General features: G+C 73.9%; 18 protein-coding genes. 5 read left to right on the top strand and 13 right to left on the bottom strand.

What is annotated here, in order from left to right; all coding sequences use genetic code 11:
* Positions 1 to 4: 4 nt before the first annotated feature.
* The 6 genes from rpmA to ACFY23_RS06045 all read right to left on the bottom strand — a co-directional run bounded on the left by rpmA (position 5) and on the right by ACFY23_RS06045 (position 7505).
* Positions 5 to 259, bottom strand: a complete 255-nt coding sequence (rpmA, locus tag ACFY23_RS06070; RefSeq protein WP_013288010.1) for a 50S ribosomal protein L27 — start codon at positions 257 to 259, stop codon at positions 5 to 7.
* A gap of 11 nt (positions 260 to 270) precedes the next feature.
* Positions 271 to 585, bottom strand: a complete 315-nt coding sequence (rplU, locus tag ACFY23_RS06065; RefSeq protein ID WP_350686662.1) for a 50S ribosomal protein L21 — start codon at positions 583 to 585, stop codon at positions 271 to 273.
* A gap of 165 nt (positions 586 to 750) precedes the next feature.
* On the bottom strand, positions 751 to 1254 hold the full coding sequence (locus tag ACFY23_RS06060) for a hypothetical protein (protein WP_350819620.1): 504 nt from the start codon (positions 1252 to 1254) through the stop codon (positions 751 to 753).
* Positions 1255 to 1370: 116 nt separating this feature from the next.
* A complete protein-coding gene (locus tag ACFY23_RS06055; RefSeq protein WP_350819621.1) occupies positions 1371 to 4475 on the bottom strand; it encodes an Rne/Rng family ribonuclease in 3105 nt (1034 codons plus the stop codon).
* 132 nt (positions 4476 to 4607) lie between these two features.
* A complete protein-coding gene (locus ACFY23_RS06050) occupies positions 4608 to 5327 on the bottom strand; it encodes a TIGR03936 family radical SAM-associated protein (RefSeq protein ID WP_350684464.1) in 720 nt (239 codons plus the stop codon).
* 192 nt (positions 5328 to 5519) lie between these two features.
* Positions 5520 to 7505 carry a TIGR03960 family B12-binding radical SAM protein gene (locus ACFY23_RS06045; protein WP_350684462.1) on the bottom strand — a complete coding sequence of 662 codons (1986 nt, stop codon included), beginning with the start codon at positions 7503 to 7505 and terminating at the stop codon, positions 5520 to 5522.
* A 617-nt stretch (positions 7506 to 8122) separates the two neighbouring features.
* Here ACFY23_RS06045 and ACFY23_RS06040 point away from each other — a divergent pair.
* The gene (locus ACFY23_RS06040; protein ID WP_387036819.1) at positions 8123 to 9274 is read left to right on the top strand and encodes a hypothetical protein; all 1152 of its coding nucleotides are present in this window, start codon (positions 8123 to 8125) and stop codon (positions 9272 to 9274) included.
* A 38-nt stretch (positions 9275 to 9312) separates the two neighbouring features.
* Here ACFY23_RS06040 and ACFY23_RS06035 read toward each other — a convergent pair whose 3' ends face one another.
* From ACFY23_RS06035 to ACFY23_RS06025, 3 genes are all read right to left on the bottom strand, one after another.
* Positions 9313 to 10008 carry a lysophospholipid acyltransferase family protein gene (locus ACFY23_RS06035; RefSeq protein WP_350684461.1) on the bottom strand — a complete coding sequence of 232 codons (696 nt, stop codon included), beginning with the start codon at positions 10006 to 10008 and terminating at the stop codon, positions 9313 to 9315.
* Positions 10009 to 10179: 171 nt separating this feature from the next.
* Complete coding sequence (ileS, locus tag ACFY23_RS06030) at positions 10180 to 13323, bottom strand: isoleucine--tRNA ligase (RefSeq protein WP_350684460.1); 3144 nt, start codon at positions 13321 to 13323, stop codon at positions 10180 to 10182.
* A 388-nt stretch (positions 13324 to 13711) separates the two neighbouring features.
* The gene (locus ACFY23_RS06025; RefSeq protein WP_350684459.1) at positions 13712 to 15268 is read right to left on the bottom strand and encodes an alkaline phosphatase D family protein; all 1557 of its coding nucleotides are present in this window, start codon (positions 15266 to 15268) and stop codon (positions 13712 to 13714) included.
* A 201-nt stretch (positions 15269 to 15469) separates the two neighbouring features.
* On the opposite strand from ACFY23_RS06025, the gene ACFY23_RS06020 reads away from it, so the two are divergent.
* A complete protein-coding gene (locus tag ACFY23_RS06020) occupies positions 15470 to 15910 on the top strand; it encodes a carboxymuconolactone decarboxylase family protein (RefSeq protein ID WP_350684458.1) in 441 nt (146 codons plus the stop codon).
* The gene (gene sigJ / locus ACFY23_RS06015; RefSeq protein WP_350684457.1) at positions 15907 to 16785 is read left to right on the top strand and encodes an RNA polymerase sigma factor SigJ; all 879 of its coding nucleotides are present in this window, start codon (positions 15907 to 15909) and stop codon (positions 16783 to 16785) included. The genes ACFY23_RS06020 and sigJ overlap by 4 nt, the downstream gene beginning before the upstream one ends.
* An 85-nt stretch (positions 16786 to 16870) precedes the next feature.
* Here sigJ and ndk read toward each other — a convergent pair whose 3' ends face one another.
* Entirely contained in the window at positions 16871 to 17296 is a 426-nt protein-coding gene (ndk, locus tag ACFY23_RS06010; protein WP_350684456.1) for a nucleoside-diphosphate kinase, read from the bottom strand.
* Positions 17297 to 17439: 143 nt separating this feature from the next.
* On the opposite strand from ndk, the gene ACFY23_RS06005 reads away from it, so the two are divergent.
* Complete coding sequence (locus tag ACFY23_RS06005) at positions 17440 to 18825, top strand: VOC family protein (protein WP_350684455.1); 1386 nt, start codon at positions 17440 to 17442, stop codon at positions 18823 to 18825.
* A gap of 52 nt (positions 18826 to 18877) precedes the next feature.
* Here the strand turns inward: ACFY23_RS06005 and ACFY23_RS06000 are convergent, their stop codons facing one another.
* From ACFY23_RS06000 to ACFY23_RS05990, 3 genes are read right to left on the bottom strand one after another with little or no spacing between them, the layout of a single operon-like run.
* Positions 18878 to 19309, bottom strand: a complete 432-nt coding sequence (locus ACFY23_RS06000) for a DUF4233 domain-containing protein (RefSeq protein ID WP_350684454.1) — start codon at positions 19307 to 19309, stop codon at positions 18878 to 18880.
* On the bottom strand, positions 19306 to 20640 hold the full coding sequence (locus ACFY23_RS05995; RefSeq protein WP_350684453.1) for a folylpolyglutamate synthase/dihydrofolate synthase family protein: 1335 nt from the start codon (positions 20638 to 20640) through the stop codon (positions 19306 to 19308). The genes ACFY23_RS06000 and ACFY23_RS05995 overlap by 4 nt, the downstream gene beginning before the upstream one ends.
* Positions 20637 to 23255 carry a valine--tRNA ligase gene (locus ACFY23_RS05990; protein ID WP_350684452.1) on the bottom strand — a complete coding sequence of 873 codons (2619 nt, stop codon included), beginning with the start codon at positions 23253 to 23255 and terminating at the stop codon, positions 20637 to 20639. Before ACFY23_RS05990 ends, ACFY23_RS05995 begins: the two co-directional genes overlap by 4 nt.
* 69 nt (positions 23256 to 23324) lie before the next feature.
* Here ACFY23_RS05990 and ACFY23_RS05985 point away from each other — a divergent pair, with 69 nt between their 5' ends.
* On the top strand, positions 23325 to 24008 hold the full coding sequence (locus ACFY23_RS05985) for a hypothetical protein (RefSeq protein ID WP_350684451.1): 684 nt from the start codon (positions 23325 to 23327) through the stop codon (positions 24006 to 24008).
* Positions 24009 to 24471 lie beyond the last annotated feature (463 nt).

Genomic DNA, 24471 nt, shown 5'->3' with positions numbered 1-24471 from the left:
GAAACTACTGCTGCGGCACGATGCTTACGGTCTTGCGACCGCGCTTGGTGCCGAACTGGACCGAACCGGCGGCCAGCGCGAAGAGCGTGTCGTCCCCGCCGCGGCCGACCAGGTCACCGGGGTGGAACTTGGTGCCGCGCTGACGGATGAGGATCTCACCCGCGCTGACGACCTGACCACCGAAGCGCTTCACGCCGAGCCGCTGGGCCGCGGAGTCACGACCGTTACGCGAGCTGGACGCACCCTTTTTGTGAGCCATCTGAGGACGACCTACTTCCCGCTGGAGATGCCGGTCACCTTGACCTGGGTCAGCGGCTGGCGGTGACCCTGGCGCTTGTGGTAGCCGGTCTTGTTCTTGAACTTGTGGATCCGGATCTTCGGGCCCTTGGTGTGCGCGGCGATCTCGCCGGACACCGCGACCTTGGCAAGCTTCGCCGCGTCGGTCACCAGGTCGTCACCGTCGACGAGGAGCACCGCGGTGAGCTGCACCGCGTCGCCGGGGGCACCGGCGAGCTTCTCGACCTCGATCACGTCGCCCTCGGCGACCTTGTACTGCTTGCCGCCGGTCTTGACGATCGCGTACATCGGAGGCGGACTCCCTGTCGTTGAGGCTGCTGGCGGGTGTTCCCGCGGCGGCTCGCCGGGTAGCAGAGGCACGGCGGCGCGGGCGCGCGGGAACTCGGCACACCAAAGTGCGCCGCAGGCAAGCGTACGCCATGGGAGGGCCGACGCCCAAACCGGCCCCGCAGGTCAGCGGGCGCAGAGCTGGTCGAGGCGCTGCCGGAGCCGGTCGAGCTCGGTCTCGTCGATCGCGTCGACGTCGGTGCCCAGCGTGCCGACCTCGGCCGCCATGTCCGCGAGGAGCGTCTTGAGCTGGGCGTCCTCGGCCCGGCCCGACTCCCGTCGCAGGGCGGCCCGCCAGTCGGTCAGCGCCGCGGTGATGCGCTTGCGGGCGGTTTCGGCCGCGGTGCCGTCGTTCGCCCCGACCGCCGCGACCATCTTGCCGAGTTCCTCGACGTACGTCCGCACGGCGGTGTCCCCGGCCGCCTGCGCGGCGGCGCAGACCTCGGGGGCGTTGCCGCCCGCCGCCCCGCTGCCGGCCCCCGGCCCGGTGCCCGTCGCCCCGCCGCCCGGGCCGCCGGTGGGCCCGCTCGACGCGGTGATCGTGGCGGCCGGATCGGGCCGCTCGGCCGCGCACCCGGCGCCGGTGAGCAGGACAGCGGTGACCGTGGTGACGGCGAGCAGACGGCGCATCGTTCTTCTCCTGACCGGGTGGCCGATCGTGGCCGGGGATCGACCATACGACAGGGCCCCCTCCCCGGGACATTGCCGGGGAAGGGGCCCTGCCAAACGCCAGGCTGGTCAGCCGGTCACGGCCGGGTACGCCGCCGCGCGCCGCCGCGCCGGGACCGGCGCCGGCCGGAGCCGCCCTCCGGCTCCTCGCCGTCGGTGTCGGCCAACGCGTCCGGGTCGTCCGGCGCGGCCAGCCGGGCGGACTCGCCCGTCTGGCTGTCGGCGACCTCGGGCGCGGCGGGGGTGTCCGTCTCGTAGCGGGACAGGTCGTAGCCCATGGTGTCGTGGTAGTCCGCGTCCGGGCTGGTCCCGGTGTCGGGCTCGGTCACCTCGGCCACGGTCCGTTCGACCGGCGCGCTCTTGCGGGCCCGCTTCCGGGACGGGGCGCCGCCCTGCTCCGCCGCCGGGGCGGCCACCGCCGAGGCGACGGCCTTGACCTTCTCCCCCGCGCCGCCGCCGGCGCGCGGCTTCTCCGGCACCGGCTCGGTGTGGATGATCAGGCCCCGGCCCTTGCAGCACTCGCAGGTCTCGCTGAACGCCTCCAGCAGGCCCGCGCCGATCCGCTTGCGGGTCATCTGCACCAGGCCGAGCGAGGTGATCTCGGTGACCTGGTGCTTGGTGCGGTCCCGCCCCAGGCACTCGGTCAGCCGGCGCAGCACCAGCTCGCGGTTCGACTCCAGCACCATGTCGATGAAGTCGATCACCACGATGCCGCCGATGTCGCGCAGCCGGAGCTGGCGGACGATCTCCTCGGCGGCCTCGAGGTTGTTCCGGGTGACCGTCTCCTCCAGGTTGCCGCCCGCGCCGGTGTACTTGCCGGTGTTGACGTCGACCACGGTCATCGCCTCGGTGCGGTCGATCACCAGGTGGCCGCCGGACGGGAGGAAGACCTTCCGGTCCAGGCCCTTGAGGATCTGCTCGTCGATCCGGTACGTGGCGAAGACGTCCGTGGTGCCGACGTGCCGGCGCAGCCGGGCGACCAGGTCGGGCGAGACGTGCGACAGGTACGACTCGACCACGTCGTACGACTCGTCGCCCTCGATCACCAGCTCGCGGAAGTCCTCGTTGAACAGGTCCCGGACGACCCGGATGACCAGGTCGGGCTCCTCGTAGAGCAGCACCGGGGCACCGCCCTCGGCCGCCTTGGCCTGGATGTCCTCCCACTGCGCCTGCAGCCGCTTGACGTCGCGGGCCAGCTCGTCCTCGCTGGCGCCCTCGGCGGCGGTCCGGACGATCACGCCCGCGCCGTCCGGCACCAGCTTCTTCAGCACGTCCCGCAGCCGCTTGCGCTCGGTGTCGGGCAGCTTCCGGCTGATGCCGGAGGCGTTGCCGTTGGGCACGTAGACCAGGTGCCGGCCGGAGAGCGCGATGTGGCTGGTCAGCCGGGCGCCCTTGTGGCCGATCGGGTCCTTGGTGACCTGGACGAGCACCGAGTCGCCGGACTTGAGCGCCTGCTCGATCGAGCGGGCCCGGCCCTCCAGGCCGGTGGTGTCCCAGTTCACCTCGCCGGCGTACAGCACGGCGTTGCGACCGCGCCCGACGTCGACGAAGGCCGCCTCCATGCTGGGCAGGACGTTCTGCACCTTGCCGAGGTAGACGTTGCCGGCCATGGTGCCGGAGGAGTTGCGGGTGACGTAGTGCTCGACCAGCACCCCGTCCTCGAGGACGGCGATCTGGGTCCGGTCGCCGCGCTGGCGTACGGCCATCACCCGGTCGACGGCCTCCCGGCGGGCCAGGAACTCCGACTCGCTGAGGATCGGCGGCCGGGTCCGGCGCTGCTCGCGGCCGTCGCGGCGGCGCTGGCGCTTGGCCTCCAGGCGGGTCGAGCCCGAGACGCCCTGCACCTCGTCGACGGTCCGCCGCGGCTCGCGGATCTTGACGACCGTCGGCACGCCGTCGTCGGCGCCGGCCTCGACGTCGCCGGCGCCCCGGCGACGGCGCCGCCGGCGACGGCGGGTCAGCGCGTCGCCACCCTCGGCCTCTTCGGCCTCCTCGTCCTCCTCGCCTTCGGCCTCTTCCGCCTCGGCCTGCGCGGCCTCCTCGGCCTCCTCGTCCTCGGTGTCCTCCGCGCCGCCCTTGCCCCGGCCGCGGCCCCGACGGCCCCGGCGGCGCCGACGGCGGGCGGCGGCGGTGTCGTCCTCTTCCTCTTCCTCTTCCTCGGCGGCCTCCTCGGCCTCCTCGGTCGGCTCCTCCTCGGCCTCGACGGCCTCGGTCACCTCGACGTCGCGGCGGCCGCGCCGGCGGCGGCGGGTCGGCTCGGTCGGCTCCTCCTCGGCGGCGGGCTCCACGGCGGCGGGGGCGGGCGTGACGACCCGGGCCAGCGGGATCTCCTCCGGCTGCGGGGCCATGAACAGCACGGTGGGCGCGGAGAGCGCGGCCCGCCGGCGGCGGGTGCGCGGCTCCGGCTCGGCGGCGGGCTCCTCCTCGGCGGCCGGTTCCTCGGCGGGCGCGGCGCCCGGCGGCACCTCGCCGGCGCGGGTCTCCGCGTCAGCGACCGGGGCGGGCGGGGCGGCGGCGCCGAACTCGGTGCCGGCCTGCGGCTCGGTCCGGGCGGGCTGCTCGGCGGGCGCGGCCTGGGCGGCCTCGTCACCGGGGGCCGGCCCGGCGGTGTCGGCCGGGGTCTCCGCGGCCGGCTCGGCCGCCGCGGGCGCGGCCTTCTTCCGGCGGGTACGGGTGGCCTTGGCCGGCGGCGCCACCTCGGCGGGGGCCTCCCCCACCGGGACCGGCGGCTCCCCGGCGGCCTGCGCCGCGGGCTCCTCGGCCGGCGCGGCGGACTCCTCGGCGGCCTTGGCGGTGGTGGCCTTGCGGCGGCGGCGCGTCGCCTTCGGGGCGGCTTCGAGGTCGCCGGTGACCGGGGCGAGCACCTCGGCCTGGGGCGCCTCGGCGCTGCCCGGCACGGCCTCGGTCGACGCCTGCACCGGCGCGTCGCTCTGCTCGGGCTGGTTCAGGGGCGCGGTGCGCCGCCGGGTGGTACGGCGCCGGGCGGGCGCCACCGGGGCCTGTCCCGCCTCGGTGGCTCCGGCATCCGCCGTGCCGGCGGCGGGGTTCTCCGCCCCGGCGGTGCTGCCCGCCTCGGGGACGCTGCCCGCGCCGGTGGCGTTCTCGGTGGTGCTGTTGTCGGCGGTCTCGTCGGCCGGCTGTGAACCGGTCCGTTCGCCGCCCTCGGGCTCGTTCTCGAGCATGGACGTTCTCCAGTTCTGGCTGCCCCGGGCGCGGGTGAGCGCTGCCACGCAGGGTTGCCGCAAAAGTGTTTCCGCCGGGCGCGCAGGGTGCGCGACCAGCCGAAGTCTGCCTGCCTGAACGCCGACCGTCGGTCAGCGTTCACCGATGGTTGCCCCGTCGCGGTCCGCGTCCAACGGATCCGCGATCGCACCCTGCGCGGTCAGCGTGCCCTGTGCCAGCCGGATCACCCTCGGGGAGACCGGCGGCTCCAGGTCGGCCACCGCGCGGAGGCCGGAAAGGACGTCATCGGGCCGCACGGCGGGGGTGACCTGCCGCACGACCAGTTCGAGTATCGCACACGGTACGGCCGACGCCCCGGAAGGCGTCTCCGCCGGCCCGACTACATCGATCCTGATAACTGCTGCTCGGGCGTCGAAGGTACGCCGGCCCTGTTTGGTCATCCGCTCGACGAGCACCTCGTCCGCGGCCGTGAAGGCGGAAACCGCCCGTTCCAGGACGGCCGGGTCGACCTCGGGCAGCTCGATCCGCCAGTGCGACGCCTCGATCCGGTCGGCAAGACTCCCGCCGCCGGCCACGACGGCGTCGAGCACGTCGAGCCCGGGCGAGAGCGCGGCGTCCAGCGCGGCGCGCAGCTCCTGCGGGTCGACCGGCTCGCGGAGACCGATCTCCAGGTACTCCGCCTCGCTCGCGACACCGGTGGGGGCCGCGCTGGCATACGAGATCTTGGGGTGCGGGGTGAAGCCCTGCGAGAAGGCGATCGGCACGCCCGCGCGGCGCAGCGCCCGCTCGAACGCCCGCGCGAAGTCGCGGTGCGAGGTGAAGCGCAGGGGACCGCGCTTGGCGTACCGGATCCGGACGCGCTGGACGACCGGCGCCTGGCCGCCCTCGGGCTGTGGTTTCCTACTGATCGTCGTGCTCCTCGGTGTCAGAGACCGGTTGATCGTGTAAGACACTGCGCGCGACACGCGCGTGCCGCTGACGATAGCCACATGATCAACCCGGTGCGCGGCGGGCGGCGAGGGCGCCGCCCGCCGGCGGCGGGGCTACTGCTGGGCGCCGGTGGGGAGCTTCAGACCGTTGATCGGGGTGAGCGGGAGGAGCTTCTTCCCGGTCGGGCCGATCTGGATCTCCGTGTCCATCGAGGGGCAGACGCCGCAGTCGAAACACGGGGTCCACCGGCAGTCGTCCTGCTCGTACTCGCTGAGCGAGTCCTGCCAGTCCTGCCAGAGCCAGTCCTTGTCCAGGCCCGAGTCCAGGTGGTCCCAGGGCAGGACCTCCAGCTCGTCGCGCTCGCGGGTGGTGTACCAGTCGAGGTCGACCCCGAACCGCGGCAGCACCTCGGCAGCGGCCTCCACCCAGCGCTGGTAGGAGAAGTGCTCGCTCCAGCCGTCGAACCGGCCGCCGTTCTCCCAGACCTTGCGGATCACCGCGCCGACCCGGCGGTCGCCCCGGCTGAGCAGGCCCTCGATCAACGACGGCTCGCCGTCGTGGTAGCGGAAGCCGATCGCCCGGCCCAGCGAGCGGTCCGAGTTGATCGCCTGCTTGAGCAGCTTGAGCCGACCGTCGATGACCTCCGGCCGCTCCATGGACGCCCACTGGAACGGGGTGTGCGGCTTCGGCACGAAACCGCCGATGGAGACGGTGCAGCGGATGTCCTTGGACCCGGTGGCCGCCCGGCCCGCCCTGATCACCTCGTGCGCCATGTCCGCGATCTCGAGGACGTCCTCGTCGGTCTCGGTGGGCAGGCCGCACATGAAGTACAGCTTCACCTGCCGCCAGCCGTTCGTGTAGGCGGTGACGACGGTGCGGATCAGGTCTTCCTTCGACACCATCTTGTTGATGACCTTGCGGATCCGCTCCGAGCCGCCCTCGGGCGCGAAGGTCAGGCCGGTGCGCCGCCCGTTACGGGACAGCTCCTGCGCGAGGTCGATGTTGAACGCGTCGACCCGGGTCGACGGCAGCGAGAGCGAGACGTTGGTGCCCTCGTACTGCTGGGCCAGGCCCGAGCACATGTCGCCGATCTCGGAGTGGTCGGCGGACGACAGCGACAGCAGGCCCACCTCGTGGAAGCCGGAGAACTCCAGCCCCTGCTGCACCATCTGCCCCACCGTGGTGATGGAGCGCTCGCGCACCGGCCTGGTGATCATGCCGGCCTGGCAGAACCGGCAGCCCCGGGTGCAGCCCCGGAAGATCTCCACCGCGTAGCGCTCGTGCACCGTCTCGGCGAGCGGCACCAGGGGCTTCTTCGGGTACGGCCAGGCGTCCAGGTCCATGGTCGTGCGCTTGTGCACCCGGAACGGCACGTCCGCCCGGTTCGGCACGACCCGCTGGATCCGGCCGTCGGGCAGGTAGTCCACGTCGTAGAAGCGCGGGACGTAGACGCTCTCGGTGCGGGCCAGGCGCAGCAGCAGCTCGTCGCGCCCGCCCGGGGAGCCCTCCGCCTTCCACTCCCGGACGATCGCGGTGATCTCCAGGACGGCCTCCTCGCCGTCGCCGAGCACGGCGGCGTCGACGAAGTCGGCGATGGGCTCCGGGTTGAACGCGGCGTGCCCGCCGGCCACGATCACCGGGTCGGCGTCGGTGCGGTCGGCGGCGAGCAGCGGAATGCCGGCCAGGTCGATCGCGGTGAGCAGGTTGGTGTAGCCCAGCTCGGTGGAGAAGGAGACGCCGAACACGTCGAAGTCGCGCACCGAGCGGTGCGCGTCGACCGTGAACTGCGGCACGCCGTGGGCGCGCATCAGCTTCTCCAGGTCCGGCCAGACCGCGTAGGTCCGCTCGGCGAGCACGTCGGGCAGCTCGTTGAGCACCTCGTAGAGGATCTGCACGCCCTGGTTGGGCAGGCCGACCTCGTAGGCGTCGGGATACATCAGCGCCCAGCGCACGGCGGCGGTGTCCCAGTCCTTGACCACCGCGCCCAGCTCGCCACCGACGTACTGGATGGGCTTGGTGACCTGGGGCAGCAGCGGCTCCAGCCGGGGCCAGACGGAGTTGGCCGCGACGGGGCGCGGCGTGGTGGACGGGACGCTCATGATGCCCAAGGGTACGCGCCCGTCGGCGGCGACCGCGCGGACGTCGCCGCGCCGGCCGGTTGCCGCAGCTCCCCGACCGGACGTCCGCCCGGCTCCCCCTGCCGCCGGGGCGGTGGCCGGGATCGCCGCGCTGGCGCGTCGGTACTAACCTCGGACCGGCGCGAGAGGAGATTGCCGCGATGCCGCAGCCGCAGCCGGGACCGGACCGGCCGGCCGACGGGAGCACCCCGGGCCCGGACCAGGGTCGGGATCCGGCGGTCACCGAGGAGCCCACGCCCTCCCCCGCAGCGCCCGCCCCGGCCGGCCGCACGGGCCCGGAGGGCACCCGTGAGCTGCCCGTCGAGGGGCCGGAGGCGAACGCGCCCGGCCGCGCGGACGACGCCGACGCGACCGCGCCGGCGCACCCGTCCGCCCCACCGGACGCCGCCGCCCCGCTGGCCGCCGACGCCCCGCAGGGCAACCCCGAAGCCCCGCGGGACGCCGACGCCTCGCAGGGCACCCCCGACGCCCGGCAGGACGCCGCCACCGCCCCGGGCGACGCCGCCGCCGGGGGGCCGGAGGGGTCCGACGCCGCCGGAACGGAGGGCGACGCCGCCGCCGGGCCGCAGGGCACCCGCCTGCTCCCCGCCGACGAACCACCGACCGACCGCCCGGCCGCCGGGCCGCAGGGCACCCGCCTGCTCCCCGCCGACGAACCGCCGCCCGCGCCGCCCGCGCCCCGGTGGAGCGGTTCCGCGCCCGTCCCTCCCCTGCCGCCGCGCAAGCGGGCCTGGGGCGAGTCGGCCGAGCCCACGCCGGTGCCGCCGATCCCGGCGGAGCCGCCCGAGCACCGCACCCCGGTGGACCCGTGGGCCGGCGCGGACACCGGCGGGTGGGACCTGCCGTCGCCCGAACTGCCGCCGCTGCCGCCGACGCTGCCGTACCCGGCCGCGCCGCCGGCCCGATCGCACCCCGCGCCGCCGGCGCCGCCCGTGCACTCCCCCGCGCCGCCGCCCCCGCCGCGTTCCGCCCCGCGGCCGGTCGCCTACCCGGTGGCGCCCCCGCCGGTCGCGTACCCGGCCCCGCCGCCGGTCTCCCGGGCGCCCGCCCCGGCCCGGCCGGCGCCTCCGCCGCCCCCGCCGCCCGCGCCGCCGAGGCAGCGGCGGGCGAAGACGCCGCCGGCCGGGCCGCCGCCCGACTTCCAGGCCCCCAAGGGGTACGTCCCGGTCGCCGTGCGCAAGCGTCGCCGCTGGCCGTGGGTGCTGCTGCTCACCCTGGCCTGCTGCTGTGGCTGCCCGGCCTACTACGGGGTGCCGATGGCGACGCAGTACCCGGCCACGGCCACCCTCCCCGCCGAGGTGGCCGACCTGCGGCTGCGCGACGACAACCGCAGCAAACAGACCGCCAGGCAACTGGAGGCGGAGGTACGCAAGGCGCACTGGCTGACCGAGGACACCTTCGCCGGCGTCTACGCCACCCCCAACGGCAAGCGGGTGACGGTCTTCGGCGGCACCGGCTTCCGGTTCACCCCGGAGTCCGACGCGCAGGACGAGATCACCCGGCTCACCGAGCAGTACTCCCTCGGCGAGGCGCAGGAGGTCGACACCGGCGTACGCGGCCGGCACGAGCGCTGCGCGGTGGGCCGCGCCGACGGCGACGACGTGGTGGTCTGCACCTCCGTCGACCACGGCAGCATCGCCACGGCGGTCTTCACCCGGCTCTCCGTCGACGACAGCGCCGCCCTGCTCGGCACCCTGCGGGAGCAGATCGTCGCCGCCGACCAGGGCTGAGCCCGGGGCTCAGGCCGGGTCGTCTCCCGTGGCCGGGCTCAGGCCGGGCTGTCGCCGGGGGTGGTGGAGTGCGCGCGGGGCGGGGCGTAGCGGGCGACGTACTCCTGGCCGGTGAGCTTCTGGATCTCGGTCATGATCTCGTCGGTCATCTCCCGCAGCGATGTGCGGTCGTCCGGCCGGCCGGTGAAGTCCAGCGGCTTGCCGAACCGTACGGTGATCTTGGCGCGGCCGGGACGGGGCATCCGGGTCCCGATGGGCTGGGCCTTGTCGGTGCCGATCATGCCGACCGGGATGACCGGCACGCCGGCCGCCACCGCCAGCCGGGCCGCGCCGGTGCGCCCCCGGTAGAGCCGGCCGTCCGGCGAGCGGGTCCCCTCGGGATAGACGGCGACCAGGTCGCCGGCCTTGAGCACCGGGATGGCGGCGTCGAACGCGGCCAGCGCGGCCCGGCCGCCGGCGCGCTCGACCGGGATCGCCCCCAGGCCGGTGAGCACGAACTTGGAGAAGGCGCCCTTCGGGCCGGCGCCCTTGAAGTACTCCGACTTGGCCCAGAACGCCAGGTGCCGGGGCACCACCGTGCCGAGGAAGAGCTCGTCGGCGACGGAGAGGTGATTGCCCGCGAAGATCGCGCCACCGGTCTCCGGGATGTGCTCCAGCCCCTCCACGGTCGGACGGAAGGCCAACCGGAGCGCGGGCGCCACGGTGAGCTTGCCGATGGTGTAGAGCAGGGGCACTGGTCCTCCGGCGGATCGTGTGCGGGCAGGCGGTGTCACGGTAGCGGACGGGTCCACGTGGCCCCGCGGGGGTGGCGGGCCGACCCGCCTGGTGAGCGGGCCTGTGGGGCATGGGCAGGGCCGGCGGTGGCGGTCCGGCGGAGCACACCGGACCGCCACCGTCTCAATGCCTCATACCCGCCGGACGGCGACCGTCACCCGGTCGCCCTCGCCGACCTCGCCGGTGAAGCCCGCCACCCCGTCGGCGAAGTCGACGGAGTCGGCCAGCACCTCCCGGGCGACGAAGTCGGTGTACGCGGCCACCGCCGCGCGCACCTCCTCGGAGGCCGACAGCATCAGCGCGATCCGGTCGGAGACGTCCAGGTCGGCGTCCCGGCGGGCCTGCTGCACCACCCGGACGACGTCCCGCGCCAGCCCCTCTGCGGCCAGCTCGGGGGTGACCTCGGTGTCCAGCACGACCACGCCCTCGCCGCCGGGCAGCGGCGCGGAGTGCTCGGCGTCGGCGGCGACCAGGCGCAGCTCGTACTCGCCCTCGGCGAGGGTGACGCCGGCGGCGACCGGGGCGCCGTCGACCAGCTCCCACTCGCCCGCCTTGACCGCCTTGATGACCTGCTGGACCTGCTTGCCGACCCGGGGGCCGAGCGCGCGCGGCACCACCGTCAACACCTGCTGGCAGTACGCGGACACCTCGCCGGTGAACTCCACCGCCTTCACGTTGACCTCGTCGGCGACCAGGTCGGCGAAGGGCCGCAGCTGCTCCGCCGCCGGGGAGGCGACGGTCAGCTTCGACAGCGGCAGCCGCACCCGCAGCCCCTTGGCCTTGCGCAGCGACAGCGTCGCCGAGGCGACCGCCCGGGTGGCGTCCATCGCGGCGACGAGGTCGTGGTCGGCCGGGAACTGCGCCGCGTCCGGCCAGTCCGTCAGGTGCACCGACCGCTCGCCGGTCAGCCCGCGCCAGATCTCCTCCGCGGTCAGCGGCGCCAGCGGCGCCACCACCCGGCACAGCGTCTCCAGCACCGTCCACAGCGTGTCGAACGCGTCCGCGTCACCGGACCAGAACCGGTCCCGGGAGCGCCGGACGTACCAGTTGGTCAGCGCGTCCAGGTAGGACCGCACGGTGGCGCAGGCGCCGGAGATGTCGTACGCGTCCATCTGCGCGCCGACGGTCGACACCAGCTCGTTCGTCTTCGCCAGCACGTACCGGTCGAGCAGGTGCGTGCTGTCGGTCCGGCGGCGCGCCTGGTACCCGTCCGCGTTCGCGTAGAGCGAGAAGAAGTACCAGACGTTCCACAGCGGCAGCAGCACCTGCCGGACGGCGTCGCGGATGCCCGCCTCGGTGACCGCCATGTCGCCGCCGCGCAGCACCGGCGAGGACATCAGCATCCAGCGCATCGCGTCCGAGCCGTAGGAGTCGAACACGTGGTAGACGTCCGGGTAGTTGCGCAGGCTCTTGGACATCTTGCGCCCGTCGGAGCCGAGCAGGATGCCGTGGCTGAGGCAGTTGCGGAACGCCGGCCGGTCGAACAGCGCGGTGGCCAGCACGTGCATGGTGTAGAACCAGCCGCGGGTCTGCGCGATGTACTCGACGATGAAGTCGCCCGGGTAGTGGTGCTCGAACCAGTCGCGGTTCTCGAACGGGTAGTGCACCTGGGCGAACGGCATCGAACCGGACTCGAACCAGCAGTCCAGCACCTCCGGCACCCGGCGCATCATGGACTTCCCGGTCGGGTCGTCCGGGTTCGGGCGGACCAGCTCGTCCACCGCCGGCCGGTGCAGGTCGGTCAGGCGTACGCCGAAGTCCCGCTCGATCTCCTCCAGGGAGCCGTAGACGTCCAGCCGCGGGTAGTTCGGGTCGTCGGACTTCCACACCGGGATCGGCGAGCCCCAGAACCGGTTCCGGCTGATCGACCAGTCGCGGGCGTTGGCCAGCCACTTGCCGAACGAGCCGTCCTTGATGTGCCCCGGGGTCCAGTTGATCTGCTGGTTCAGCTCGACCATCCGGTCCTTGAACTGCGTCACCGCGACGAACCACGACGACACCGCCTTGTAGACCAGCGGCGTGTCGCAGCGCCAGCAGTGCGGGTAGGAGTGGGTGTAGGTGTCCTGCTTGAGCACCACCCCCCGCTCCTTCAGCTCCCGGATCACCGGCTTGTTGACGTCGAAGACCTGCTCGCCCTGGTACGGCGGGACCAGCGCGGTGAAGCGGGTGTGGTCGTCCACCGTCACGATGGTGGGGATGCCGGCGGCGTTGCAGGTGTTCTGGTCGTCCTCGCCGAAGGCCGGGGCCAGGTGCACGATCCCGGTGCCGTCCTCGGTGGTGACGAACTCCGCGCCGAGCACCTGGTAGGCGTTCGGGCCCGCCTGCTCGACGAGGAAGTCGAACAGCGGGGTGTAGCGGCGGCCGACGAGGTCGCGGCCGGAGACGGTGCCGACCTGCTCGTACCCCTCCAGCTCCTTGGCGTACGCCCCGAGCCGGGCCGCGCCGACCACGTAGCGGGAGCCGTCGCGCTCCAGCACCGCGTACTCGATGTCGGGGCCGACGGCGAGCGCGAGGTTGGACGGCAGGGTCCACGGCGTGGTGGTCCAGACGCCGAGCCGCACCGGCCCGCGCACCAGCTCCGGCGCGCCCTCGTCGGGGGTCAGCTCGAACCACACCGACAGCGTCGGGTCGTGCCGGTCCCGGTAGACGTCGTCCATCCGGGTCTCGGTGTTCGACAGCGGCGTCTCGCAGCGCCAGCAGTACGCCAGCACCCGGAAGCCCTCGTAGACCAGACCCTTGTCGTGCAGGGTCTTGAAGGCCCACATGACGCTTTCCATGTAGTCCAGGTCGAGAGTCTTGTAGTCGTTGGCGAAGTCGACCCAGCGGGCCTGCCGGGTGACGTAGCGCTCCCAGTCCTGGGTGAACTCCAGCACCGAGGTGCGGCACGCCTCGTTGAACCGGGCCACGCCGAGGTCGAGGATCTCCGCCTTGCTGGTGATGCCGAGCTGCTTCTCGGCGACCACCTCGGCGGGCAGGCCGTGGCAGTCCCAGCCGAAGCGCCGCTCCACCCGGCGCCCGCGCATGGTCTGGTAGCGCGGCACCACGTCCTTGACGTAGCCGGTGAAGAGGTGGCCGTAGTGCGGCAGGCCGTTGGCGAACGGCGGGCCGTCGTAGAAGACGTACTCGTTCTTCCCGTCCGCGCCGGCGGGACGGGCCTCGACGCTGGCCTCGAAGGTCTTGTCGGCCGTCCAGTGCTCCAGGACCCGGCGTTCGACCGCGGGCAGGTCCGGGCTCGCCGGGACGGCGGCGGTCGGGTCGTGCAACGGATAGGCCATCGGGGGTCGCTCTCCTCGCGCAGCTCACGGTCGTGTGGGTCTGCGAGGACGAGCCGTTTCCGGTACGCCATCCGGCGCCCCGGGGCAGGCCCGCGGTACCACCCCGCTTGGCGGTCAGGATCGACCGCCCGCTCGTTGGCCGGCTGTGACGGGCCGGACCCGTCCGGTTCTACTGGGCCGGTAACCCGGCTGTTCTTCCGGAGGCTCGCCGGTGATGGCCGGGTCATCGCCTTACGGCCGCCAAGGATACTCGACCCGGCCGGGAGATCGCTCCCGAGTAACGGCAACGGCCTGCTGATCTGATCCCACCCGCGTCGACCATGACGCTGTCGCGGCAACCCCGGCGGGTGGTGGCGACAGCGTCATGGTCGACCGGCGGGCGGCGAGGTCAGCGGGTCGGGGCGGGCAGGGTGGTCGTCCAGAGGGAGACCCCGTCGCGGTCGCGCAGGTGGACGGTGAAGGCGCCGGACGCGCCGTCGACGGCGACCTCGCCGAAGTGCTGGAAACCCTCGGCCGGGGAGGTGTTGGCCCGCGGCGGGGCGTTGACGAAGACCGCCTTCGGGCCGAACGTGCCGTCCAGGGCGTTCGGGCCGAACGCGCCGGCGTGCGCCGGCCCCGAGACGAACTCCCAGAACGGGGTGAACTCGGCGACCGCCGCCCGGGCCGGGTCGTAGTGGTGCGCGGCGGTGTAGTGCACGTCGGCGGTGAGGAAGACGATCCCGGTCACCCCGGCCCGGTGCGCCGCGCCGAGCACCTGGGCGAACTCCAGTTCCCGCCCGGCCGGCGCGCCCGGGTCACCCTGGGCCACGCCCTCCTGCGCGGCGGGGCCGTCCGGCACCACCAGCCCGATCGGCAGGTCGGCGGCGATCACCTTCCAGGTGGCCCGGGACCGGGTCAGCTCCCGGATCAGCCACTCGCGCTGTTCCCGGCCGAGCAGGCCACGCGCCGGGTCGGCGTAGGTGTTGCCGTCGTTGGGGTCCTTCCAGGTCCGCATGTCCAGCACGAAGACGTCCAGCCGCGGCCCGTACGACATCCGCCGGTACCGCGGCCCGTCGACCGGCGCCGGCAGCCACTCGTCGAACGCCTGCCGGGCCCGGGCGGCGAGCACGTCGACGCGGCGCTCGGTGTACCGCGCGTCGGTCAGGATCTCCCCCGGGTACCAGTTGTTGGTCACCTCGTGGTCGTCCCACTGGTTGATCTGCGGCACCTCCGCGACGAACGCGCGCAGGTGCTCGTCGAGCAGGTTGTACGCGTACTGCCCCCGGTACTCCGCCAGCGTCTCGGCGACCTTGCTCTTCTCCGGGGTGACCAGGTTGCGCCAGACCCGCCCGTCGGGCAGGGTCACCGTCTCGGCGAGCGGGCCGTCGGCGTAGACGGTGTCGCCGCTGCACAGGAAGAAGTCGGGCCGGGTGTCCCGCATGGCCCGGAAGATCGACATGCCGCCGAAATCGGGGGCGATTCCCCAGCCCTGCCCGGCGATGTCACCGGTCCAGACGAACCGGACGTCCCGGCGGTCGTGCCGGCCGGGGGCGGTGGTCAGCGCGCCGGTCAGCGGTTCGCTGGTCAGCCCCGGCCGGTCCAGGCTCTCCACCCGGACCCGGTAGTGCAGCCGCTCGCCACCGGGCAACCCGCGCAGCCGCACCTTGCCGGTGCAGTCGCCGGTCGGGTCGAGCACCGGTCCGCGTACCCGCCGGGCACCGCGGAAGTCCGGCCGGCGGCTCACCTCCACCAGCATCCGGCCGGGGCGGTCGGCGCGGGTCCAGACCAGCGCCGAGTCGGCGGTCACGTCACCGCTCTGCACGCCGTGGGTGAGCACCGGTCGGCCGGCCGGCCGCCAGGCCGGTGCGGCGGGCGCGGCGGGCGCGCCGAGCAGGGCGCCGCCGGCGACACCGGCACCTGCGATCAGGCCGGCGCGCAGCAACGTACGTCGGTCGAGTTCGGTCATCGTTCCTCCCGGGTCGGGGGTTGCCCCCGTGGGTCTACCGGGCGGAGATGACCGGCGGCGGCGTGCCGGGTGACCGGGGCCGGAACTCCGGTGGTCCGGGATGGGCCCGGCCGGCATGACCGGCGTCACACGCCCGGACCGTCACGCCGTGCCCCCGTCGCGTCGTCGTGTCGGTGTCGACCACAGATCAGGGAGGTTGTCATGCAGCGGATCAACGCGGCCGAGGTCGCTCCGCAGGCGTACCACGCGGTGCTCGGGCTGGAGAAGTACGTCCGGGCCAACGTGGACCACACCGTGCTCCACCTCGTGAAGATGCGGGCGTCGATGCTGAACGGCTGCGCGTTCTGCGTCGACATGCACAGCCGGGACGCGCTCGCCGACGGCGAGTCGAGCCGGCGGCTCTTCGCGGTCTCCACGTGGCGGGAGGCGCCCTTCTTCGACGAGCGGGAGCGGACCGCGCTGGCGCTCACCGACGCGGTGACCCGCCTCGGCGAGCACGGCGTGCCCGACGAGGTCTGGGACGCGGCGGCCAAGGTGTGGCCCGAGAAGGAGCTGGTCGACCTGCTGATGGCCATCGCGACAATCAACGTGTGGAACCGCATCGCCGTGACCTGCCGGACCGAACTCCCGACGGACGCGTGACGGTCACCGACACGACGCAGGCGGCCGGTGCGCTCGACGCGCACCGGCCGATGCTGCTCGGCCTGGCGTACCGCCTGCTCGGCAGCCGGCACGACGCGGAGGACGTGCTCCAGGAGGCGTACCTGCGCTGGCTGGGGGTGGACCGGGCGACGGTCGCGGAGCCGCGCCGCTACCTGTCCCGGGTGGTCACCCGCCTGGCGCTGGACCGGTTGCGCGCCCGGCGGGCCGCCCGGGAGACGTACGTCGGGCCGTGGCTGCCCGAGCCGGTGCCGACCGCGCCGTCGCCCTTCGGGCCGCTGGACTCCGTCGAGCTGCGCGACTCGGTCTCCACGGCCCTGCTGCATCTGCTGGAACGCCTCACCCCGCCGGAGCGCGCGGTCTACGTGCTGCACACCGCCTTCGACCTGCCGTACGCCGAGATCGCGGACATCCTGGACCGGTCGGTGGCGGACTGCCGGCAGCTGCACCACCGGGCGGTGGCCCGGATCGGGCAGGACCGGCGTCGGTTCACCGCCGGCCGGGCCGAGCAGGAACGGCTGTTGGACGCCTTCCTCGCCGCCGCCCGCGACGGCGACCTGGCCGCGTTGACCGGGCTGGTGGCGAGGGACGCCATCGCCTGGACGGACGGCGGCGGCCGGGTCAAGGCGGCGCGCAACCCCGTCACCGGCGCGGACCGGGTCGCCCGTTTCTTCACCGGCCTGTACGGCCCGGGCCGGACCTTCACCTCGCGCCGGCTGGAACTCAACGGCCAGCCGGCCGTCCTGATCATCCGACCCGACGGCGGCAGGTACGCGCTGACGCTGGCCGCGGCCGGCGGCCGGATCACCGGGTTCTACGTGGTCGGCAACCCGGACAAGCTGCTGTGGACGGCCTGACCGGCCGTCGCGCCGGGTCCGGCGCGACGGCCGCCTGGCGTGGGCCGGGCGATACGGGCGCCGCCGAACGACGGCAGCGGGTGCTTCAGCCCAGCTCGGGGAACCAGAGCGCGATCTCGCGCTTCGCGCTGTCCGGCGAGTCGGAGGCGTGCACCAGGTTCTCGCGGTTGGACAGCGAGAGGTCGCCGCGGATCGTGCCGGCCGCCGCCTTGCGCCCGTCGGTCGATCCGACCAGCCCGCGCACCACGTCGATGACCTGGTCGCCGGAGAGCACCAGCGCCACCAGCGGACCGCCGGTCATGAAGTCCTTCAGCGGCGGGTAGAACGGCTTGTCCACGTGCTCGGCGTAGTGCTCGTCGGCCAGCGCGGCGTCCATCGTCCGGGACACCATCGCGTCGATCCGCAACCCCTTGCGCTCGAAGCGGGAGATCACCTCGCCGACCAGCCCGCGGCGGACCGCGTCGGGCTTGATCAGTACGAGGGTGCGCTCATCGGGGCTGCTGCTGGACACGCTGGGTTCCTCCTGTGCGCGCAAGGCGGTCGGGCTGGGTACGGTCAGCCTAGCGACCCGGTCCCGGCGCCGGCGCGGCGGCCGGTCTTTCCCCCGGCGGCCGATCCGGCCTAGCCTGGCCCTTGACCCCTGGGAGGTCCACAGTGGCGAATGGCGGGAACCGACCCATCGCGCCGGTACGCAAGCTTATCGCCGCGGTGCTCGGCACCGTGGCCACCTTCGTGATCCTCTTCGGGCTGGGCATGACCAGCTGGGCGATCGTGGCGCTCGGGGTCGCCCTGCTGGTGCTGGCCATCGCGCTGGCCACCGTGCGCGGCGGCGGGCGCACCTGGGTGGTCGGCGTGGGCCACGTGCACAGCGCCTCCGAGCCGCCCACCCAGTACGCCTTCGGCCGCTGCGAGCTGCAACTGGTCATCGACGCGCCGGGGCTGCCGCCCCGGTCCAAGAAGATCATCGAGCCGCGGGTGCCGGTGGCGAAGTGGCCGTCGCTGGGGCAGACGCTGCCGATCCGGGTGGCCCTGGACGACCAGCGGCACGTCCGGGTGCTCTGGGACGAGGTGCCCACCCACGCCGAGTCCGCCGCCACCGTCGCCGCCGACCTCCCACCCGAGTACGCGGGCCCGGATCCGCTGGACGACGTGCTGCTCCAGCAGGAGGCGCCGCCGTGGGCCGACCGCGCGCCGGACGACGACTTCCGGGACGACTTCCGCGATCCGCTCGGCGACCCGCTCGGGGGTCCGCTCGGCGATCCGGTCGGCGATCCGCTCGGCGGGGAGCCCGTCAGGCGCCCGGAGGAGCGCGAGCCCCTCGTGGTGCACCAGCGCCCCGGCGGGCCGGTCGTGCTGGAGGGCACGCTCGTCGAGCAGCCCACGACCGGCACCCTGCCGCGCCGGGCCACCCCGACGCCCCGCCCGCCGGCCGAGGAGCGGTTCGACCCGCCGGCCCCGGCCGGCGGGCGCACCCACCCGCCCGCGACGGCGGATCCGCTCGACCCGATCGACCTGCCTTTGGACGACCCGATCCCGCCCCGGGACCGGGCGCGCGAGGAGCGGATCAGCCCGGAGGAGCTGGACGAGGCGATCTTCGGCCCCGAGGCGGCCACCGGCGCCGCCGACGGGACCGCCGACGTCGCGGAGGACGAGGACGACCTCGGCGCGCCGATCGCCGGGGTGGGCCTGACGCTGCTGGTCACCGACCTGCCGCGTTCGCTGGCCTTCTACCGGGACCTGGGCTTCACCGAGGTCGACCGGGGTTCCGGCAACGCGGTGCTCGCCTCCGGGGCGACCCGGCTGGTGCTGCGGGAGGTGACCGAGGCGGCGCCGATCAGCCGGCGCCTGGTGCACGTCAACCTCGAGGTGGACGACATCGACTCGGCGTACGAGCGGCTGCGCGGGTCGGGCGTCCGGTTCACGTACGCCCCCCGGGTGGTCAACCGGGGCACGAAGCTGGAGGTGTGGGCGGCCGCGTTCCGCGACCCGGACGGCCACGGCATCGCCCTCACCCAGTGGCGCGAACGCGCCGACGCCTGACCCCCGCCGACGGAACGACGGGCGACAGGTGACGGCCCAGTCCGCCAGTCCGTCAGCCGAGGATGACCCGGCGGACGTGCAGGGCGTAGGCCCAGACCAGGGCGAAGACGACGCCCAGCACGAGCAGCGACCAGTGCAGCAGGCCGGCCAGCATCAGCAGTCCCTGCAGGACGGTGCCGGCGTGCCAGGCCCACGGCCGGCGCATCATGCCGGCCAGCAGCACCCCTGCCACGGCCAGCGCCACGACCGCGCCGATCGCCGCGCCGCCCAGGTCGCCGCCGACCATGCGGATCGGCTGGATGGCCAGGACCAGCACCAACGCCTCCAGGGTCAGCGTGCCGGCCCCCAGCCCGCGTACCGCCCGCTCCGGGTTCCGCAGCCCGGACCGTCGCGGCCCACCCGCCAGCGGACGGCCGGGGTCGCCCCCGGCGGCCGTGCCCTGCGGGCGGTCGTCGCCCGCGGTGCCCCGCACCGGCCCGGTCATCGCTTCAGCAGCCGGCGGGCGTCGGCCACGGTCACCACCGATCCGGTGACCAGCACGCCGACCCCGCTCAGCTCACCCGGTACGTCCTCCTCGGCCATCGCCACCGCCGTCTCGATCGCGTCCGGCATCTCCTCGGCGACCTCGACCCGGTCGGGGCCGAAGACCTCGGCGGCCAGCGCGGCGAGTTCCCGGGCCGGCATCGCCCGGGGCGAGCTGTTCCGGGTCACGACGACCTGATCGACCACCGGCTCCAGCAGCTCCAGCAGGCTGGCCGCGTCCTTGTCGCCGAGGACGCCGACGACGGCCACCAGCTTGCTGAACGCGAACTCCTCCTGCAACGCGGTCACCGTGGCGGCCATGCCGTGCGGGTTGTGCGCGCCGTCGAGCAGGATGGTCGGCGCGCTGCGTACCCGCTCCAGACGGCCGGGCGAGGTGGCCGTGGCGAACCCCTCCCGGACGGTCTCGACGTCGAGCTGCCGCTTCGCGCCGGCGCCGAGGAACGCCTCCACCGCCGCCAACGCCACCGCCGCGTTCTGCGCCTGGTGGGCGCCGTGCAGCGGGATGAAGACCTCCTCGTAGACGCCGCCGAGCCCCTGCAGGGTGAGCACCTGCCCGCCGACGGCGACCGCCCGCCGGAGCACCCCGAACTCGGAGCCCTCCCGGGCGATGGTCGCGCCGACCTCGGCGCAGCGTTCCAGGATCGGGCGGGCCGCCTCCTCCTCCTGCGCGGCGGAGACGACGGTCGCCCCGGAGTGGATGATGCCCGCCTTGGCCAGCGCGATGTCCTGGATGGTGTCGCCCAGCCACTCGGTGTGGTCCAGCCCGATCGGGGTGAGTACGCACACCCCGGCCTGGATCACGTTGGTCGCGTCCTCGGCGCCGCCCAGGCCCACCTCGACCACCGCCACGTCCACCGGGGCGTCGGCGAACGTCGCGAACGCCAGCGCGGTGGTCATGTCGAAGTACGTCAGCGGCTCCGCCGAGCGCTCGTCCACCAGCCGGGCCAGCGGCTCGACCTCGCGGTACGTGCCGACGAACCGCTCCTCCCCCACCGGCTCGCCGTCCAGGCTGATCCGCTCCCGGACGGTCTCCAGGTGCGGGCTGGTGTAGCGGCCGGTGTGCAGCCCGAACGCCCGCAGCAGCGAGTCGATCATCCGGGCCGTCGAGGTCTTGCCGTTGGTGCCGGTCAGGTGGATGGACGGGTACGCCCGCTGCGGGCTGCCCAGCAGGTCCAGCAGCGACTCGATCTTGTCCAGCTCGAAGGCCATGCGGGTGAACCCGCGGCCCGCCAGCTCGGCCTCGACGGCGGCGAAATCGGTGCGGTCGGTCACGAGGGCAGCGCCTCCAGAGCGGCGTCGATGCGGACCAGGTCGGCCTCGGCGACAGCGAGCCGGTCACGGATCTTGGCGACCACCGGCTCCGGCGCCTTGCCGACGAACGCCGGGTTGTCGAGCTTCGCCCGGGCCTGCGCGGCCTCCTTCTCGGCGGCCGCGCGGTCCTTCGTGAGCCGGGCCCGCTCGGCGGCCACGTCGATCGACCCCCGGGTGTCCAGGGCCACGCTCACCTCGCCGGGCATGGCGAGGGTCGCGCTGGCCTGGAAGCCGTCGCCGGCCGGGTCCAGCCGCACCAGCGACCGGATGAGCGGCTCGTGCGCGGCGATGCCCGCGGCGGCCAGGCCGTCGAGCCGGGCGGCGACCCGCTGCGTCGGGCGCAGGCCCTGGTCCGAGCGGAACCGCCGGATCTCGGTCACCACCCGCTGAACGGTGCCGACCTCGGCTTCCGCGGCGTCGTCCACGAGGGTACGGTCGGCCGCCGGCCAGGCGGCCGTCATCACCGTCTCGCCCCCGGTGAGCGCGATCCACAGCTCCTCGGTGACGAACGGGATGATCGGGTGCAGCAGCCGCAGCAGCTGGTCCAGCACGTGCCCGAGTACCCGGCGGGTGGCCTCGGCGGCCGCGCCGCCCTCGGCGAGCACCGGCTTGGTCAGCTCCACGTACCAGTCGCAGACGTCGTCCCAGGCGAAGTGGTACAGCAGGTCGCAGACCTTCGCGAACTCGTACGCCTCGAACTGCTCGTCCACCTCGGCGGTGACGTGCGCCAGCCGGGACAGGATCCACCGGTCGACGGTCGAGAGCTGCTCGGCGGCCGGCAGCGGGCCGTCGGTGTGTGCGCCGTTCATCAGCGCGAAGCGGGTCGCGTTCCAGAGCTTGTTGCAGAAGTTGCGGGAGCCCTGGCACCACTCCTCGCTCACCGGCACGTCCTGCCCGGGGTTGCCGCCCCGGGCCAGGGTGAACCGGGTGGCGTCGGCGCCGAAGCGGTCGATCCAGTCCAGCGGGTCGACCACGTTGCCGAACGACTTCGACATCTTCTTGCCGAACTGGTCGCGGACCATGCCGTGCAGGGCCACCACGTCGAACGGCTGCCGGCCGTCCATCGCGTACAGGCCGAACATCATCATCCGGGCGACCCAGAAGAAGAGGATGTCGTAGCCGGTGACCAGGACGCTGGTCGGGTAGAACTTCGCCAGGTCCGGCGTCTGCTCCGGCCAGCCCAGCGTGGAGAACGGCCAGAGCGCGCTGGAGAACCAGGTGTCCAGGACGTCCTCGTCCTGACGCCAGCCGTCCCCGGCCGGCGGCTGCTCGTCGGGGCCGACGCAGACCACCTCGCCGTCCGGGCCGTACCAGACGGGGATGCGGTGGCCCCACCACAGCTGCCGGGAGATGCACCAGTCGTGCATGTTGTCGACCCAGGCGAAGTACCGCTTGGCCAGCTCGGCGGGCTCGATCCGCACCCGGCCGTCGCGCACGGCGTCGCCGGCTGCCTTGGCCAGCGGCGAGGTGTTCACGAACCACTGCAACGACAGCCGCGGCTCGACCGTCGTCCGGCAGCGCGAGCAGTGGCCGACCGCGTGCACGTACGGCCGCTTCTCCGAGACGATCCGGCCCTGCTCGCGCAGCGCCGCGACGATCGCGGGGCGCGCCTCGAAGCGGTCCAGGCCCTCGAACGGCCCCGGCACGGTGATCACGCCGCGCTCGTCCATCACGGTGATCGAGGGCAGGTCGTGGCGCTGGCCGATCTCGAAGTCGTTCGGGTCGTGCGCCGGGGTCACCTTCACCATGCCGGTGCCGAAGGACGGGTCGACGTGCGCGTCGGCCACGATCGGGATGCGCCGCCCGGTCAGCGGCAGCTCGACCTCGGTGCCGATCAGGTGCCGGTAGCGCTCGTCGTCCGGGTGCACCGCCACCGCCGTGTCACCGAGCATCGTCTCCGCCCGGGTGGTGGCGACGACCACCTCGTCGCTGTAGCGGATCGAGACCAGCTCGCCGTCGTCGTCGGTGTGCTCCACCTCGATGTCCGACAGGGCGGTCAGGCACCGGGGGCACCAGTTGATGATGCGGTTGGCCCGGTAGATCAGGCCGTCGTCGTACAGCTTCTTGAAGATCGTCTGTACGGCGCGCGACAGCCCCTCGTCCATCGTGAAGCGCTCGCGGTCCCAGTCGACGGAGTCGCCGAGACGCCGCATCTGGCCCAGGATCGCGCCGCCGGACTCGGCCTTCCACTGCCAGACCCGCTCGACGAACTGCTCCCGCCCCAGGTCGTGCCGGGACAGGCCCTGGGCGGCGAGCTGCCGCTCCACCACGTTCTGGGTGGCGATGCCGGCGTGGTCCATGCCGGGCAGCCAGAGCGCCTCGTAGCCCTGCATCCGCTTCCGCCGCACCAGCGCGTCCTGCACGGTGTGGTCGAGGGCGTGGCCCATGTGCAGGGAGCCGGTGACGTTCGGCGGCGGGATGACGATGGTGAAGGGGGGCTTGTCGCTGTCCGCCGACGCCCGGAAGTGGCCGGCGGCTACCCACTGCTCGTACCGTCGCTGCTCTACCTCACCCGGCTGGTACTGGCCGGGCAGGGTCGGGGCGTCGGGGCGTCGGGCATCCAGTCTCTCGGTCACCCCGAAAGTCTACGGAGGGCTTCGCAGGACCCGACGTGCGCCACCTGCCGTTCGCGTACGGTGTCGGCTATGTCCGACGCACATCTCACCGAGCGGCCGGTCAACGACGGCTCCGAGCCGATCGACCTGACCGACGAGCCCATCCAGCTCAGCAACCGGGACCCGGAGCACGCCACCGAGCGGCGGGCCAAGCGGTCGCGGCGCCGGCAGGTGGCGTGGGCCGTGGCGGCGCTGGTCGGGCTCGCGGGCGCCGCCACCATCGGTACGGCCGGGTGGCGGGTGGCCCAGCAGAAGGACGCGGACCTCACCACCCCGGACCGGGTGGCGGGACTGACCCGGGACGACAGCGAACGGGCCCGCAGCACGTCGGACTACCTGCGCAGCGGCTTCGCCGCCGACATCGACCTGGACAGCAGCTTCGGCACCGTCTACCGGGACCCGGCCGACGACAAGCGTTCGGTGCTCGTCTTCGGCGGCACGACGTTGCTCTGGCAGCCGGAGCGGGACCTGGACAGCCTCTTCAGGCTTCTGACCGACGAGACCGGCAAGGTGACGGGGCTGCGGGAGGTGCCCGCGGGCCGCCTGGGCGGCGTGATGAAGTGCGGGATCACCAGCGGCGACGGCGGCGACTTCGCCGTCTGTGGGTGGGCCGACCACGGCAGTGTCGTGATGGCGATGTTCCCCGGCCGATCTGTCGACGACGCGGGCGGGCTGTTCCGGGATATGCGTGAGGAGATGCAGACCCGCAAGTGACGTGGGTCGGTCGGGTGCTGCCCTGAGGTTGGTCGCTGCCCGTGTCCCTTGTTGCGGTTCGTGTGGGGTGGGGGTGGGGGCCCCCCCGGCCCCCCCCCCGGGGGGGGGGGGGCGCCCCCCGGCCGGGGGGGGGGGGGCCCCCCCCCCCGCGGGGCCCGCCGTGCCCGGCTCCGGGCGGTCAGGCTTGATCCCTGCGCCGGGCACGGCGGGCCCCACCCCCGTCGAGGTCACCCACCACCCGTGCCTTCCCGGCCGCAGAGCCAGGAACGCCAGCGACGCCTTCGTCTCGCGCAGCCAGGAGCGCCAATGACACCTTCGTCGTGCGCGGCGGCGAACGTGTCCGTCGCGGCCGGGGGCGACGTGCATGTGCCTGCCCCGCCCGCGCTGGACCCCGCCCGATCACTACCCCGACCCGAACACCTCCTGAAAGGCGCGGCCGGAACGTGCGGCTCACCCACAGCCT

Source organism: Micromonospora sp. NPDC000121 (genome assembly GCF_042899165.1).
Lineage (GTDB): Bacteria > Actinomycetota > Actinomycetes > Mycobacteriales > Micromonosporaceae > Micromonospora.
This window is presented reverse-complemented; position numbering and strand designations above follow the sequence as displayed.

Coding starts and splice junctions, on each gene's coding strand:
- rpmA (WP_013288010.1), bottom strand. CDS start 259: ATGGCTCACAAAAAGGGTGCGTCCAGCTCGCGTAACGGTCGTGACTCC.
- rplU (WP_350686662.1), bottom strand. CDS start 585: ATGTACGCGATCGTCAAGACCGGCGGCAAGCAGTACAAGGTCGCCGAG.
- ACFY23_RS06060 (WP_350819620.1), bottom strand. CDS start 1,254: ATGCGCCGTCTGCTCGCCGTCACCACGGTCACCGCTGTCCTGCTCACC.
- ACFY23_RS06055 (WP_350819621.1), bottom strand. CDS start 4,475: ATGCTCGAGAACGAGCCCGAGGGCGGCGAACGGACCGGTTCACAGCCG.
- ACFY23_RS06045 (WP_350684462.1), bottom strand. CDS start 7,505: ATGAGCGTCCCGTCCACCACGCCGCGCCCCGTCGCGGCCAACTCCGTC.
- ileS (WP_350684460.1), bottom strand. CDS start 13,323: ATGGCCTATCCGTTGCACGACCCGACCGCCGCCGTCCCGGCGAGCCCG.
- ACFY23_RS06025 (WP_350684459.1), bottom strand. CDS start 15,268: ATGACCGAACTCGACCGACGTACGTTGCTGCGCGCCGGCCTGATCGCA.
- ACFY23_RS06020 (WP_350684458.1), top strand. CDS start 15,470: ATGCAGCGGATCAACGCGGCCGAGGTCGCTCCGCAGGCGTACCACGCG.
- ACFY23_RS06000 (WP_350684454.1), bottom strand. CDS start 19,309: ATGACCGGGCCGGTGCGGGGCACCGCGGGCGACGACCGCCCGCAGGGC.
- ACFY23_RS05985 (WP_350684451.1), top strand. CDS start 23,325: ATGTCCGACGCACATCTCACCGAGCGGCCGGTCAACGACGGCTCCGAG.